15 protein-coding genes and 1 pseudogene are annotated in these 14,169 nt (G+C 70.1%); 10 read left to right on the top strand and 6 right to left on the bottom strand.

The window, feature by feature from the left end; translation table 11 throughout:
• Positions 1-62: 62 nt before the first annotated feature.
• Positions 63-821, bottom strand: a complete 759-nt coding sequence (locus NAG42_RS23545) for an ABC transporter permease (RefSeq protein WP_250033120.1) — start codon at positions 819-821, stop codon at positions 63-65.
• Positions 818-1,735 (bottom strand): ABC transporter ATP-binding protein, encoded by a 918-nt coding sequence (locus tag NAG42_RS23540; protein WP_250033118.1) that lies wholly within the window; start codon positions 1,733-1,735, stop codon positions 818-820. Before NAG42_RS23540 ends, NAG42_RS23545 begins: the two co-directional genes overlap by 4 nt.
• A 69-nt stretch (positions 1,736-1,804) precedes the next feature.
• Here NAG42_RS23540 and rnhA point away from each other — a divergent pair, with 69 nt between their 5' ends.
• Positions 1,805-2,272 (top strand): ribonuclease HI, encoded by a 468-nt coding sequence (gene rnhA, locus NAG42_RS23535; protein WP_250033117.1) that lies wholly within the window; start codon positions 1,805-1,807, stop codon positions 2,270-2,272.
• Between the two features lie 76 nt (positions 2,273-2,348).
• A complete protein-coding gene (locus NAG42_RS23530) occupies positions 2,349-3,278 on the top strand; it encodes a hypothetical protein (RefSeq protein ID WP_250033115.1) in 930 nt (309 codons plus the stop codon).
• 411 nt (positions 3,279-3,689) lie between these two features.
• Here NAG42_RS23530 and NAG42_RS23525 read toward each other — a convergent pair whose 3' ends face one another.
• On the bottom strand, positions 3,690-4,547 hold the full coding sequence (locus NAG42_RS23525) for an NAD(P)-dependent oxidoreductase (RefSeq protein ID WP_250033113.1): 858 nt from the start codon (positions 4,545-4,547) through the stop codon (positions 3,690-3,692).
• Between the two features lie 460 nt (positions 4,548-5,007).
• On the opposite strand from NAG42_RS23525, the gene NAG42_RS23520 reads away from it, so the two are divergent.
• The 7 genes and pseudogenes from NAG42_RS23520 to NAG42_RS45370 form a co-directional block, all read left to right on the top strand.
• Positions 5,008-5,979, top strand: coding sequence for a LacI family DNA-binding transcriptional regulator (locus NAG42_RS23520; protein WP_250033111.1), 972 nt, complete (start codon positions 5,008-5,010; stop codon positions 5,977-5,979).
• Positions 5,980-6,251: 272 nt separating this feature from the next.
• Entirely contained in the window at positions 6,252-7,559 is a 1,308-nt protein-coding gene (locus NAG42_RS23515; protein WP_250033110.1) for an ABC transporter substrate-binding protein, read from the top strand.
• Between the two features lie 129 nt (positions 7,560-7,688).
• Positions 7,689-8,516, top strand: a complete 828-nt coding sequence (locus NAG42_RS23510; RefSeq protein WP_250033484.1) for a carbohydrate ABC transporter permease — start codon at positions 7,689-7,691, stop codon at positions 8,514-8,516.
• Entirely contained in the window at positions 8,513-9,400 is an 888-nt protein-coding gene (locus tag NAG42_RS23505; protein WP_438872436.1) for a carbohydrate ABC transporter permease, read from the top strand. The genes NAG42_RS23510 and NAG42_RS23505 overlap by 4 nt, the downstream gene beginning before the upstream one ends.
• A 142-nt stretch (positions 9,401-9,542) precedes the next feature.
• Positions 9,543-9,911, top strand: coding sequence for a hypothetical protein (locus tag NAG42_RS23500; protein WP_250033108.1), 369 nt, complete (start codon positions 9,543-9,545; stop codon positions 9,909-9,911).
• An 18-nt stretch (positions 9,912-9,929) separates the two neighbouring features.
• Entirely contained in the window at positions 9,930-10,898 is a 969-nt protein-coding gene (locus tag NAG42_RS23495; RefSeq protein ID WP_250033106.1) for a DNA polymerase domain-containing protein, read from the top strand.
• 14 nt (positions 10,899-10,912) lie between these two features.
• A pseudogene (locus NAG42_RS45370) lies at positions 10,913-10,996 on the top strand (DUF1348 family protein); the annotation flags it as partial.
• A 75-nt stretch (positions 10,997-11,071) separates the two neighbouring features.
• On the opposite strand, the gene NAG42_RS23485 reads toward NAG42_RS45370, so the two are convergent.
• Positions 11,072-11,485: a pyridoxamine 5'-phosphate oxidase family protein gene (locus tag NAG42_RS23485; protein WP_284045782.1), complete on the bottom strand. Its 414-nt coding sequence runs from the start codon at positions 11,483-11,485 to the stop codon at positions 11,072-11,074.
• 250 nt (positions 11,486-11,735) lie between these two features.
• On the opposite strand from NAG42_RS23485, the gene NAG42_RS23480 reads away from it, so the two are divergent.
• Entirely contained in the window at positions 11,736-12,344 is a 609-nt protein-coding gene (locus NAG42_RS23480; protein ID WP_250033098.1) for a hypothetical protein, read from the top strand.
• A 444-nt stretch (positions 12,345-12,788) separates the two neighbouring features.
• On the opposite strand, the gene NAG42_RS23475 is transcribed toward NAG42_RS23480, so the two are convergent.
• Positions 12,789-13,811, bottom strand: a complete 1,023-nt coding sequence (locus NAG42_RS23475) for a hypothetical protein (RefSeq protein WP_250033097.1) — start codon at positions 13,809-13,811, stop codon at positions 12,789-12,791.
• A complete protein-coding gene (locus NAG42_RS23470; RefSeq protein ID WP_250033095.1) occupies positions 13,808-14,140 on the bottom strand; it encodes a PadR family transcriptional regulator in 333 nt (110 codons plus the stop codon). Before NAG42_RS23470 ends, NAG42_RS23475 begins: the two co-directional genes overlap by 4 nt.
• Positions 14,141-14,169: the final 29 nt, after the last annotated feature.

Genomic DNA, 14,169 nt, shown 5'->3' with positions numbered 1-14,169 from the left:
CGGGGGCCCGGCGGGACGACCGGGTGGCCGTCAGCGGTTGTCCACCGAACGGTGGACAGAGATCACTCCCAGCGGAAGGTGCGGGCGGCGGCGGTGACGAAGACGACCGCCCACGTGCCGAGGCTGAGCCAGATCGCGGTGGGCACACTTCCGCCGTACGAGAGGGTCTCCCGCAAGGCCTCGGCGTGCGCGGCCAGCGGAAGCAGGAACCAGCCGAAGGTCCCCAGGTCGGGAGCGGCGAACATGATGCCGCCGGCCGCGAGCATCAGCACGTAGATCAGGGTGGCCGCGCCCGTGGTCGCCTCCGGCCGCAGCCGGCTGGCCATGAGAAGGGCCAGGCCCGAGTACGCCGCGGTGGCCAGCACGGTGACCCCGAGCGCCGGCAGGATCGACCCGAGGTGCGGCCGCCAGCCGACCGCGAGACCCACCGCGGCCAGCGTGATCAGTTGCAGGACGATCAGGCCGAGCACGGCGGTGGTCTTCGCGAAGAGCAGGCCGGGCCGGGTCAGCGGCGAGGCGCCGAGCCGCTTGAGCACGCCGTAACTGCGTTCGTAGCCGGTGGTGATCGCCTGCCCGGTGAACGCGGTGGACATGACCGTCAGGGCCAGCACGCCGGGCACCACGAAGGCGAGCCGGTCGTCGCCGGGCACGTTGGTCGCCTCGGTCAGGCCCGCCCCCAGCAGCACGAGCAGCGGCACACCCATGGCCAGGACCACCGCCTCGCCGCGGCGCGCGGTCAGGGTGAGCTCCATGCGGATCTGGCTGGCCACGACCGTACGCAGGGGGGCGCGGCCGGGGGCGGGAGCGAAGGCGCCGCTCATCGGTACACCCTGGTTTTCTCTCCGGCCGTCAGGGCCAGGTAGACGTCTTCGAGCGTGCGCCGGTGGGTGTTCACGGCGGTGACCTGCGCATTTTTGGTGGCGAACCAGCTCAGCACGTCGGCGATGACCGCCGCGTCGAGGGCACCGGTGATCGTATATTCGCCCGGGGTCGGCTCGGTGACCTTGAGGTGGGCCAGCCGGCCGTCGGGCACCAGGCCCGGATCGGCGCGCACCTCGAGCAGGTCGATGCCCGCGGCCTTGGTGAGCTCGGCCGGCGTGCCGGTCGCGGCGACCACCCCCGAGCGCATGATCACCACGTCGTCGGCCAGCCGCTCGGCCTCGTCGAGCAGGTGGGTGGTGAGCAGCACGGTCACACCGTCGGCGCGCAACTCCTCGATCAGCCGCCAGGTCGTGTGGCGGGCCTCGGTGTCCATGCCCGCCGTCGGCTCGTCGAGGAAGACCAGCTCGGGCCGGCCGACCAGGGCCACGGCCAGCGACAGCCGCTGCTGCTCACCCCCGGAGAGCCGGCGCCATCTCGTACGCTCGAACTTGCGCAGCCCGAGTCGGTCGAGCAGCATGTCGACGTCGAGCGGGGTGGCGGCGAAACTCGCGAAGAGCCGCAGGATCTCCCCGGCCGTCGCCCACGGATAGACGCCGCCGGACTGCAGCATGATGCCGAGGCGGGGCATCAACGCGTCGTGATCACCCATCGGGTCGAGCCCGAGGACCCGGACCGTGCCGCTGTCGGCCCGGCGGAAGCCCTCACAGACCTGCAACAGGCTGGTCTTGCCGGCGCCGTTGTGCCCGAGCAGCGAAAGCACCCGCCCACGGGGGACGGTCAGTGACACGCCGTCGACGGCCGGCGTGTCGCCGTAGCGCACCACCACGTCCCGTACCTCGACCGCGTCCGTCACGGTCACTCACTTTACGTGCCGCCCATTCCTCGACGGCTGTGGGCAGGGCGCCTCCGTTAGGGTCCTCACATGACCGTGGTGGAGATCTACACCGACGGGGCCTGCGCACCCAATCCCGGCCCCGGCGGCTGGGGAGCCGTGCTGCGTTACGGCGCCAAGGAGAAGGACCTGTTCGGGGGCACCGCGGAATCGACCACGAACAATCGGATGGAGCTGATGGCGCCGATCCGGGCGCTCGAGACGCTCAACCGGCAGCCGCTGACCGTCAAGCTCTACACCGACAGCATCTATGTGCGCGACGGCATCACCAAGTGGCTGCCGCGCTGGGCCGCCAACGGCTGGCAGACCTCAGCCAAGCAACCGGTCAAGAACGTCGACCTGTGGCAGCGCCTCGACGCGGCGGTCCGCCGCCACGACGTGCAGTGGCACTGGGTGAAAGGGCACGCCGGCCACCCCGAGAACGAGCGGGCCGACCGGCTGGCCGCGCGCGGGCTCCAGGAGGCAGTCACCGCCGGCGAGGTCGTCGGCGGGGCGTGACCGCCCCCGCTCATTCGATCGTGGTACGTCGAACGGGTTATAGCTCCTGATCTATTCACTTCGAAAGAATTGGAGCATGACCGCGCCCGGCGACCTCGTGCTGATCTCTGTTCTCGTGGCCCTGTTCGTCGCCTCCTGCGGATACGCGGCCGGCCGCCTGCACCAGCGCTATCAGCTGCGCCAGGACCGGGAGGAGGCCTACCGGGACGGCTACGAGACCGCCTCGAGCCGGGTGTTCAGCCTGGCCGCGCGGATCGCCGCCCCCAAGCGCGCGGGCCGCCCGGCGCGCGGGGCGGCCGCCGTGCAGCCTTCGCCCCCACCGGCCGAGCCGGCGCCGGCCCCCTTCCCGGATCCCGGTCGCGCTGTCCGGCATCAGGGGGTCGCCGCCAAAGCCGCGGGTCCCGACCCGTCACCGGCCGGCTCGTTCGGCTTCCCCGTGCCACCGCCGCCCCCGCCCAACACGCTGGCCGAGCCGGCGGCGGTGGGCGGGCTCAGCTTCCAGCCGCTGCGCGACCCGCGCCCGGCCGACGGCTCCGGCCCGGTCCTCGGCCGACGCCCGTCGCCGTTCCCGCTACCGACCTCGCCCCTGATCGCGGCCGCGACCTCGACCTCGACTCCGGCCTCCGCCTCGTCACCGGTCTCGCCCTTGTCACCGATCTCGCCCTCGTTACCGGCCTTGTCCTCGTCACCGGTCTCGCCCTCGTCGCCGGCTTTGTCCTCATCACCGGGCTCGCCGTCGTCACCGGCCTTGCCCTCGTCGCCGGTCTCGTCGTCACCAGCCTTGCCCTCGTCGCCGGTTTCATCGCCGGATGAGCCGGCCCCCCGCGTCGGCAAGCACACCGTGCCGGACGAACTGGTGCAGGGTGCCACCTATCGCCTCCCACCCGACCGCATCTTCCGCGCGAAGGTGCCCAACAGCACGCCCCTGCCCGAGCAGACGACAACACATCTGTCCGTACCCAAGCCCCGCCGCCGCACGGACGAGAACGTCGCACCTCCGTCCTAGAACCCTCGGCTCAACCGACGGTCCTGGGACCCGCGGCTTAACGGTCTTGAGACCCGCAGCTCAGTCAGCGGTCCTGGGATCCGCGGCTTTGCTGACGGTCCTGGGATCCGCGGGCTTTGCTGACGGTCCTGAGATCCGCGGCTTAGCTGACGGTCCTGGGATCCGCGGGCTTTGCTGACGGTCCTGAGATCCGCGGCTTAGCTGACGGTCCTGGGATCCGCGGGCTTGCTGACGGTCCTGGGATCGGCGGCTTAGCTGACGACCACCTCAACCCCGCGCCCACCTCAGCCGCACCAGGGCCTCAAGCGGGCGACCACCTCAGCCGCGCGACGATGGCTGCGTCGGGGTGGGGCGTCGGGGGCGGACCCGAGAGACGTCGTGGGCTCGGGTCTCGTCAAGCGGGCGACCACCTCAAGCGGGCGACGATCTCAAGCGGGCGACGATCTCAGCCGGGGTGAGGTCGCGGTCGTTCTCGGGGGCGGCTTCGGCCAGCGGCGTGCGGGCGATGTCGGCGTAGACCCGGGAAATGGCGATGAACAGCTCCGCCGTCAGACCGGCCGCCTCCTGGGTGGCCGCGACTTCCCGCATCTCGTCGACGAAGCGGTGGGCCTTCGTGGCCGACCGGGCCACCCCGTCACTGTCGGCCAGCCCGTTGCGGTCCAGGTCGGCCAGCACGGCGTCGAGCACGCCGTGGGCACCCGCCGTTCGCATCGCCTGGGTCACCAGGGCGGTCAAGCCCTTGTAGACACTGCCCGTGCACATCTTGAGCGCACTGGCCGCGCCGATCTCGTTCCCGAGCACGATCGGCTCGACCTGGCCGTTCCACGGCAGCCCGGCCACCGCCGCCGCGTCCGCGCCCGAGAGATAGAGCCGCGCCCCGGGCCGGACACTGGGTGGCGGCCCCGAGATCGACCCGTCCACGAAGCGCGTCTCCGCCAGCACGGCGGCCACAGTGGTCATGGTCCACGGCGACACCGCATTCAGATCGGCGACGATCAGCCCGCGCCGTCCGGCAGTGTGCTTGGCGATCGCCCGCGCGGTGTCCAGCACAGCCCCGGGCGGAGTGACCGACAGCAGGACATCGGCCGCCGCCACCACGTCACCCAGCGTGGCCAGCACTTCGAGGCCGGCTTCGGCCGTCAGCCGCGCGGTCCGCGCCGAACGCCCTTCCAGAGTGGTCACCACCCGGGCCCCACCCCCGAGCAGAGCAGCACCCAGCCCCGACCCCATGAACCCGGCGCTCACCAGCCCCACAGTCAGCATCGCCATCCCACCTCCCGATCACCACCGTCAACCGCCGGCCGCCGTGTCAGCCGCCGGCCGGAGCCGCAGCGCCAGCCGCCAGAGTCAGCCGCCAGCCGTAGCGCCAGCCTAGGTGTACGGGCGCCGAAGGTTGTCGCTCGACGCGGGAGCCGGACACCCTCTCGAGGCGGGGTGCGGGGGATCCGTCTGACACCGCCGCTGAGAGCGAGACCAAGCCAATGGCGCCAACCTGTGCCGGCCGTGCGAGCGAGACCAAACAATGAGCGCCGACCTGTGACCGCCCTTGCCCAACGTGGTCGCGTGGACGGTCCATTCGGGTTGATGAATTGATCAGGGGACGCGGGAGGCCTGTGCTGGGGTCGGACCGGCTGGGCTCGATGTCATACTTGGCTGTCCCGCCACTGAGAGCGCTCGGAGCGTTATGCCCGCCGACGATGTGACCGTTCGCCGGCCGACGTTGACTCAGGTGGCTGAGCTGGCCGGCGTCAGCCTCAAGACGGCCTCCCGCGCGCTCAACCAGGAGCCCAACGTCGCGCCCACCACCGGGCGGCGGGTGCGGGACGCGGCCGACGTTCTCGGCTATCGGCTCAACGGCATCGCCCGGGAGCTGCGCCGCGGCGCCACTTCGGCGCTGGTCGGGCTGGTCAGCGGTGATCTGACCAACCCGTTCTATTCGGCCGTGGCCAGTGGCATCGAGCGCGAGCTGCGGCAGCACGGCCTGCTGCTGATCACCGCCAACAACGACGAGGACGCCATGCTGGAGCGCAGCCTGGTCGACGCGTTCCTCGAGCGGCGCGTCCGGGCCCTGCTGGTCATCCCCAGCGCCGACGACCACGAGTATCTGGCCATCGAGGGCAACCGCGGCGTCCCGTTCGTCTTCCTCGACCGGCCGCCGGACGGATTGTCGGCCGACGCCGTTCTGATCGACAACGTGGGCGGGGCCCGCTCGGCCGGCGAGCACCTGCTGGCCGCCGGTCACCGGCGGATCGCCCTGGTGGCCGACCTGGAGCGGATGGCGCCGCAGCGGGGGCGGATCGACGGCTTCGTCGGGGCGATGCGGGCGGCCGGCAACGACGCCTGGGAGCCCTACATCCGGACCGACGTCCACGATGTCCGGCACGCCGAGCGCACCGTGCGCGAGCTGCTCGCCCTCGACCCGGCGCCGACCGCGTTCTTCACCACCAACAACCGGCTCACCACCGGGGCGCTGCGCGGCCTGCGCGGGCTGGCCGATCCGCCGGCGCTGGTCGGTTTCGACGACTTCGACCTGGCCGACGTGCTGGGCACCACTGTGGTCGCCCACGACATGACCGCCCTCGGGCGCGAAGCCGCGCGGCTGGCCCACGAGCGGATCAGCGGGCACTCCGGCCCCGCCCGGACCATCGTCATTTCTACATCTATCATTGCCCGCGGTTCCGGCGAGCGCCCTCCACGGTGACCCGGCACTGATCACAAGGCACCACGAACGAACACGCGCAGCGAAGAGATCGCCACGCAAACGGGCGGTCGGGTGTCCGAAATGATGGCAAGCCTCAGTTCGACGGATGCCGAACCATCAGCGTTTTCGCAGGTCGGCGGTCATCCGCTCAGATAACGACAAAGCCCGCACGTAACGACACGGAAACAGGCGTTGACACGTGTGCGATCAGGCGGCACGGTACTCCCCATCGCGTGACAACGATGTCAATATTTCGATGGAGGAAAAACAGGATGGTCTTCAGTCCGGTTAAGGGTGGCGGGCGGGGAGGTCGGACGGGCTTCACTCGACGGGCTGCCGTTGCGGCTGTCGGTGTCGCCGCGCTCCTGACCGCCGGGGCCTGCGGGTCCAGTGACGACGGCGGCGGGTCCGGCTCGACAAAGGTAGAAGTCTTTACCTGGTGGGCCGACGGCGGCGAGAAGGCCGGCCTCGACGGCCTGGTCAAGCAGTTCGGCACCGACTGCGCCGGGCAGACCTTCGAGAACGGCGCGGTCGCCGGTGGCGCCGGCGCCAACGCGAAGTCCGTGCTCGCGTCCCGCCTCCAGCAGGGCACCCCGCCCGACACGTTCCAGGCGCACGCCGGTGCCGAGCTGAGCGACTACATCCTGGCCGGTCAGGTCGAGGACATCAGCGCCGACTACGACACGTGGGGCCTCAAGCAGGCGTTCCCGCAGGGCCTGATCGACAACCTGACCGTGGACGGCAAGATCTACTCTGTCCCGGCCAACATCCACCGCGCCAACGTGGTCTGGACCAACAAGAAGGTCCTGGCCGACGCGGGCATCACGAAGGACCCGGCCGACATGGCGGCCTTCATCGCCGACCTCGAGAAGGTCAAGGCCAAGGGCATCAAGGCGCCGCTGGCCATCGGCAAGGACTGGACGCAGCTGATGCTGTTCGAGTCGGTCCTGATCACCGACCTCGGCCCGGACAAGTTCACCGGCCTGTGGAACGGCACCACCGACTGGAACGACCCGCTGGTCACCAAGGGCATCAACGACTTCAAGACGCTGCTGACCTACACCAACACCGACCGCGACGCGCTGGACTGGACCGACGCCGAGAAGCTGGTCATGGACGGCAAGGCCGGCTACCAGCTGATGGGTGACTGGGAGGCGGCCGACCTGGACGCCAAGAAGTTCACCGACTACGCCTGGTTCACGTTCCCCGGCAACGGCGAGACGTTCCAGTGGCTGGCCGATTCGTTCGTGCTGCCCAAGGGGGCCAACAACCCCGAGGGTACGAAGTGCTGGCTGAAGACCGTCGGCTCGGCCGCCGGCCAGAAGGCGTTCAACACGACCAAGGGCTCGATCCCGGCCCGTACGGACGCCGCGCCCGCCGACTACCCGAAGTACCAGCAGGCCGCCATGGCCGACTGGAAGTCGGCCAAGCAGGTGCCGTCGTGTGCCCACGGCTCGGCCTGCTCGCAGGGCTGGCAGGGTGCGGCCAACTCGGCCCTCGGCGCCTTCTCGACCAAGCAGGACGTCGCCGCACTGCAGAAGGCGCTGGCCACCGCCGCTTCGCAGTTCGTCAAGAAGTAAGCATCTGAGTTGATGGGGGCGGCCGCGAGCCGCTCCCATTTCCCCCATTGTGAAGGAGCCCGGATGCGCAAACTCCGGCACTGGGGACCGGGCCTGCTGCTGCTCTCCCCCTCGCTGATCCTGCTCGCCATCTTCGTCTACGGCCTGATCGCCTGGACGACCAAAGTCTCCGTCTCCGACGAGCACAACGCTCTGGGGTCGAAGGGCTTCGCCGGCCTGGACAACTACACGAAGCTGTTCACCGAGGACATCAACGACCGGTTCACCCACTCGCTCAAGAACCTGGCCGTCTTCACGGTGGTGTTCCTGGTCGGGGCCATGTTCTTCGGCCTGCTCTGGGCCTTCATCCTCGAGCGGGGCGTCAAGGCCGAAGGCTTCTTCCGTACGGTGTATCTCTTCCCCATGGCGGTCTCCTTCGTCGCCTCGGGTGTGGTCTGGCGCTGGCTGATGAACCCGAACAAAGGCGAGAACGCGGGCGGACTCAACGCCGTACTCGGGGGTCTGGGTCTGGATTTCGCGCAGAGCACCTGGTGGACCAATCCGAGCTGGGGCATGGCGTCGATGGCCATCCCGGCGATCTGGCAGCTGTCGGGCTATGTGATGGCGCTGTTCCTGGCCGGTTTCCGGGGCATCCCGGCCGAGCTGCGGGAGGCCGCCGCCATGGACGGGGCTTCGACGTATCGGCTCTACCGCAACGTGATCTTCCCGCAGCTGACGCCGGTCGCGCTGTCGGCGCTGATCATCCTCGGGCACATGTCGATGAAGATGTTCGACTTGATCATGAGCGTGTCGGGGCCGCAGTGGCTGACCGAGGTGCCGGCCATCTATGTCTGGCAGACGCTGCTGACCAGCGACTACGCCAAGGCCGCAGCCATCTCGATCATCCTGCTGCTGCTCGTCGCGGTGGTCATCGTGCCGTATTTGGTCTATACGAACCGGCAGGAGAAGAACGCATGACGACGACGTCGATCGCGGCGCCGCCGCCCGTCGAGACGCTCGCGCCGAAGAGCAAGCCGCGTCCGCGATCGGGGCCGGGGTCGATTTTCAAGTACCTGCTGGCGCTGATCTTCCTGATCATCGTGCTGATGCCGCTCTACGTGCTGATCGTGACCAGCTTCAAGTCGGGCGCGGACATCGGCGTGACCAGCCAGTGGAACCTGCCCGAGACGTGGACGACGGCGTCCTGGGAGAAGGCCTGGAACGTCCTGCGTCCCTCGTTCATCCGCACGTTCGAGCTGGCCGTCCCGGTCGCGATCATCTCGTCACTGATCGGCGCGGCCAACGGGTTCGTGCTGTCGCGCTGGCGCTTCCCCGGGGCCGACTTCGTCTTCACGCTGATCCTGTTCGGCATGTTCATCCCGTACCAGGCCGTCATGATCCCGCTGCGCGAGATCGTCACGACGCTCGGCATCCCGCCCGGCATCACGACGCTGGTCTTCGTGCACTGCGTCTACGGCATCCCGATCTGCACGCTGATCTTCCGCAACTACTACGCGACCACGGTTCCCGAGGAGCTGATCGAGGCGGCCCGGGTCGACGGCGCGGGTCTGCTGCGCACGTTCAGCCGGATCATCCTGCCGATCTCGATCCCCGGCTTCGTGGTGACGATCATCTGGCAGTTCACGTCGGCCTGGAACGACTACCTGTTCGCCATCTTCCTGTCCAACACCCGCAACGGGCCGATCACCATCGCCCTCAACGCTCTGGCCGGCGCCCAGTCCCCCGACTACGCGGCGTCGATGGCGGGCGCGCTGATCACGTCGCTGCCCACCCTGCTGGTCTACGTGCTGCTCGGCCGCTGGTTCATCGGCGGCCTGATGGCGGGCTCGGTCAAGAGTTAGCTCCCGGTCGGTCACGAGCCGCACCGGGCCCCCGGCACATCTGAACGGTGTGCCGGGGGCAAGCCAACCGGTGATGACGATTCGGTCAAATCACCCGTGGCGAAGGAGACGGCAGAGCAAGATCACCCGTACGCTCGGGCCTGTGACCACCGAGGTTGAATCCGTGAAGAGCGTGCGCCTGGCCCGCACCGCCCAGGGCTTCGCCGAGCGGATGGCGTACGCCTGCCAGAAGGACCCGGCCGAGATCGCGCGCCGCCTCCGGATCCGGCGTGTCGTCACCGCTCTGACCGTCGGCTGGGCGGTCATCGTCCCGATCCTGATCGGGTACGGGGTGACCGGGCGCGAGAACGAGCCCGAGATCATCTCGATCGCCGCGCTGCTGACCGTGATGATGCCCTTCCTGGCGGCGGTGATCGCCACCCACGGCCGCCGGTTCGGGCTCGGAAGCGCGTACGTGATCTTGACGCTTCTGATGGTCCTGCCCGCCGTGTGGGTCGCCCAGCTGCGCTGATTCCGGCACGATGGGGCGATGGCCGGCAAAAGCACGGGCGAGGAGCGCGACGGGGTCACGCTGACCAATCTCGACCAGGAGCTGTTCGAGGGCGCGGGCGCCACCAAGCGCGACCTGGTCGACTATCTGGACGCGGTGGGTGACCGGATGTTGCCGGTGCTGCACGAGCGGCCGCTGTCGGTGATCCGCCTGCTGCGCGGGCAGGACCAGTTCATGCAGAAGAACCTGCCCAAATACACGCCCGACTGGGTGCCGCGGACAAAGGTCTGGGCCGAGGCGTCACACCGCGAGGTGACTTACGGCCTCTGCAACGACCGCCGCACGCTGCTGTGGTTCGGCAACCAGCGGGCGATCGAGTTCCACCCCGCGCTGATGGTGGCCGGCTCGACCAAGCCGACCCATCTGATCATGGATCTGGACCCGCCCGAGGGCACGTCGCACTTCACGCTCGCGGTGCGGGCGGCCCGGCTCGTCCGCGAGGCCCTGGCCAGTGCCGGCATGGCGGGCGCGGTGAAAACGAGCGGCTCCAAAGGTGTGCACGTCTTCGTCCCGCTGGACGGCCAGGCGGATCCCGAGGAGGTCGCGGCGGCCACCCGCGCCGTGGCGGCCCGGGCCGAGCGCCTCGACCCCGAGCTGGCGACGACCGCCTTCATCCGCGACGACCGCCACGGCAAGGTCTTCCTCGACGCGACCCGCTCGGGCGGGGCGACCGTGGTGGCCACGTTCAGTCCCCGCGTACGCCCCGGTCTGCCCGTGTCGTTCCCGGTGCCCTGGGACGATCTGGACGACGTCACCCCCGCCGATTTCACCGTGCACACCGCGCCGGGCCTGCTGGGCGAGGGCGACCCGTGGGCGGCCGCGATGCCCGCCCCGCAGAAGCTCGACCAGGGCCTGATCGACGAGGGCCGGACGATCCCGGTCGCCCGCGTCCAGGCCATGCACGAGGGCAAGCGCCGGGCCAAGGCTCGCCGCGAGGCAGAAGACTGACCAGCGTTCCCCGCATGTCTGGAAAACCGCCGTTCCCGCCGTTCACGCCGGAGACCGCACGGCAGAAGGTGCAGGCCGCCGAGGACGCGTGGAACACCCGCGACCGACCGGAGCGAGCGCCACATCCTCGGCCCCCGCCCCGAATCGGAGCGGGGCCAGGACTTTCCCCTGCACTAGGCCGAGTACCGGTTGACCTTCTCCGGTCGCAGGACGAGGCGCACCAGGGGTCCGGTCCGCCAGGCGTCGAGCAGCTGCGGGTGGATCGGGTCGTCGAAGGTCCAGTACCGCTCGGCGAGGCGGGCGGCGAGCTCGGAGGCCCCGTCGTCGTGGAGCGTGACCGTGCCCTCCACCGAGATCCAGTTCTCCGGCTCGCCCACCGGCGCCGCGACCACCACGGACGCCCGCGCCTGCTCGCGAAGCCGGTCGAGCTTGGGTGCACCCGGATCCGAGAACATCTGCAACTCACCCGCACCAGTCATCTCGAACCACACCGGCCGCGGCGCCGGCCACCGCTGGCCACGAGGCGCAACGGTGAGAAACGCATACAGCGGCCGCCCCAGCAACACAAGATCCTCATCACGAAACATGAGATCCACCCTAGGCCGGAGGCCTTTGCGCCGCCGTGCGCGAACTGTGGCCCCCTCCCGCATTCATCGCTTGTCACGGATGGCGAAGATCCACACAACAGTCAGCGGTGACGGACGGGGCGCTGACCTGCGGTGCCGGCCGCTGCCCGCACGGTTGTTGCGGCCATCTGCCAAAAGGCCCGGCGGCACGTGCTTGACCTGCGGTTCCGTTCGTTGCGGCACGGTTGTGGCCTGCCTGGGGTCTCTCGCCGTGGATCAACGACCGATGGCCCGGGAGCACGCCGGCGCCCGCATCCTCCGCCAATACCAGGACGCCGGCCGGTGGTTCGACGGGATCTACCAGATGCTGCTGCCGCACCTGCGCGACCACCGGCGGGCCGAACCGCGGCCAGCCGATTACGGGCAGCTGGTCGCGGACATCGGGCATCTCGGCTTCACCGACTATCACCGGCCGCTGACCACGTGGCCCAACCTGGTCATCGACGAGAGCGTGCTGCTCTCCTACGCGCAGCTGGACAACGAGACCGTCGGGGCGGCACTGGTCGACGCCGCCCATGACAGCGCCTGCCAGATCGTCGTCTCCACACTGGCCTACCTGCGCGCCGCCCCCCCGCTCATCGGCACGAGCGGCGAGCAGCGGGTCCACACCCTGCTCCGGCATCTGCCGGGCAGCGTGACCGACGTGGCCGACCTGACTTTCCGCCAGGCCGACATCATCTCCCGGCTGAACACGGGCGAGCCGCTCGACGTCATGCACACCACCCTGCTGGCGCTCCAGCACAAGTGCGTCATCGCCACACTCGATCCGAGCGCCTACCACCGCGCCGGCTACCTGCGCACCCTCAACCTCGCCGCCTGAGCACGCTCGACACCCTCCAACGTGGCTGGGCCTGCGCCGCGGCGTCACCATCCCCCTCACCGGCGTGCTTCTCACCTGGGCCGCCGCCATCCGCGAGGACTCTGGGGCTGCCGTCACCGGCGTGCCGATCTTCAACCGCCCGCCGCGCAAGAATCGGCTCACCGACAACGGGCCCGCCCCCCAGACCCGACTGGCCCACCCTCATCGACGGCGTCGGCCCTGGATCGCCGTCACCACAGTCCACCCCAGCCGAAGGTGTCGTCCCCCGGCTGCCGGCTCGGGCCAGGGAGCGCGACACGGTGCTTCATCGGACTACCGCGCGGAAGCCCATCAACGTCGAGTCCAAGGTGCACGACCACTCCCGCGAGGGATCGCGAGTGGTTAGAAGTGGCGCGTCCACGTTCGCCCACTGCTCGTTCAATCCGGCCCCTGACGAGATGTGGGCTAGGCCTCGACCGGGGTCGGGGGTGGGCGGCGCAGGGTGACTGCCCAGGCGATGAGGGACAGGAGGAGGCCGGCGGCGGCCAGTTGGGGCAGCAGCCACGTTGTGCCGTAGGACCAGTACGGGCCGGCGCTCAGTGCGCTGTGGACGGTGAAGATCGGCATCTCCCGGTGCTCGAGGACCCGCCACACGTTCACCCACAGGGCGAAAGCGGGCACGGCCAGCGCCCCCAGCGCCAGCGTGGTCAGGGTGGCCACGACCCGGCGGCGGGAGGTGGGAAGGGGACGCAGCCGGTAGGCGCCGGCCGCCGTCAGCAGCCAGCCGGCCAGCAGGCCCAGGACAGCGCCGGCGATCATCAGCGGGGCCACGGCGCCCGTGTCGGCCGGCCACAGCTGGACGTTCACCACGCCGTGGCCGGCCCTCACGTAACCGGTGGCCTGCAGCCGGAGCCCGTCGCGGGTGGCCTCGAAAGCACTGCTGCGCACGGCCTCCGAGACCGTCGCGCCGGTGGCCGGGTCGAAGGTGGCGGACGTGCCGGAGCGGGGCTGGATCGCTGTCACCTGCCATCCATGTGCGGTCAGCCGGGCCTGCGCCGCCTCGGGCGTATAAGACGGCTCGTCCACGCCGGCGTGGACCATCGTGGTCCACCACGGGGAGGCCGCGCGGTCGGAACCGAACTCGGCGCCGCCGCCGGCCACCTGGCGGGTCAGGGCCTCGACGCCGGCGTCGCCGGGCAGGTCGGTGAAGGTCTGCTCGGCCGCCCATGAGCCCGCGGCCGCACCGAAGGCCCCCGTGACCAAGGTGATCAGCACTGCGGCGATCAGGACGAGCGGCCGCCCGGAGGGCAACCGGAAGCGTTGCCGCAAGCCGCTGAGGAACAGATGCCAGGCGTCGGACGCGGCGGGCCGGGTCTGGCCGGGCGCCGCCATCTCGAGCAGCGTCGTGACGATCTCGGCGCCGTGGCCGCGCCGATAGGGGCCGGGATAGGCCAGCAGGAGGCGGCGGTAGCGGCGCTCGAGCGTCACGCGGCACCGCCGAACGACAGCCGGAGCCGGCGCTGGAGCTGCCGCTCGGCCGCGGCGGCGTTGCGGCGCAGCCGCTCGATCTCGACCGACAGCGCCCCCGCGCCGCTGTCGGTGAGCCGGTAATACCGCCGGAGGCGGCCGTCGACCTGCTCCTCGCGGTCGACCTCGATGAGGCCCTGCTCGGTGAGGCGGTCCAGCGCGCCGTAGAGCGTGCCGGCGCGCAGCTTCACGTCGCCGTCGGACAGACGGGTGACCGCCTGGATGACGCCGTAGCCGTGCAGCGGTTGATCGGCCAGCGAGGCGATGATCAGAAAGGTCGGCTCCTGCATGCGGCGATAGTACGGTCGACGATATATAC

Source organism: Paractinoplanes maris, from assembly GCF_023544465.1.
Taxonomy (GTDB): Bacteria; Actinomycetota; Actinomycetes; order Mycobacteriales; family Micromonosporaceae; genus Actinoplanes; species Actinoplanes maris.
Note: the sequence above shows the minus strand (reverse complement) of the source record. Positions and strands in the feature narration are given on the sequence as shown.

Coding starts and splice junctions, on each gene's coding strand:
- NAG42_RS23545 (WP_250033120.1), bottom strand. CDS start 821: ATGAGCGGCGCCTTCGCTCCCGCCCCCGGCCGCGCCCCCCTGCGTACG.
- rnhA (WP_250033117.1), top strand. CDS start 1,805: ATGACCGTGGTGGAGATCTACACCGACGGGGCCTGCGCACCCAATCCC.
- NAG42_RS23530 (WP_250033115.1), top strand. CDS start 2,349: ATGACCGCGCCCGGCGACCTCGTGCTGATCTCTGTTCTCGTGGCCCTG.
- NAG42_RS23525 (WP_250033113.1), bottom strand. CDS start 4,547: ATGGCGATGCTGACTGTGGGGCTGGTGAGCGCCGGGTTCATGGGGTCG.
- NAG42_RS23515 (WP_250033110.1), top strand. CDS start 6,252: ATGGTCTTCAGTCCGGTTAAGGGTGGCGGGCGGGGAGGTCGGACGGGC.
- NAG42_RS23505 (WP_438872436.1), top strand. CDS start 8,513: ATGACGACGACGTCGATCGCGGCGCCGCCGCCCGTCGAGACGCTCGCG.
- NAG42_RS23495 (WP_250033106.1), top strand. CDS start 9,930: ATGGCCGGCAAAAGCACGGGCGAGGAGCGCGACGGGGTCACGCTGACC.
- NAG42_RS23485 (WP_284045782.1), bottom strand. CDS start 11,485: ATGTTTCGTGATGAGGATCTTGTGTTGCTGGGGCGGCCGCTGTATGCG.
- NAG42_RS23470 (WP_250033095.1), bottom strand. CDS start 14,140: ATGCAGGAGCCGACCTTTCTGATCATCGCCTCGCTGGCCGATCAACCG.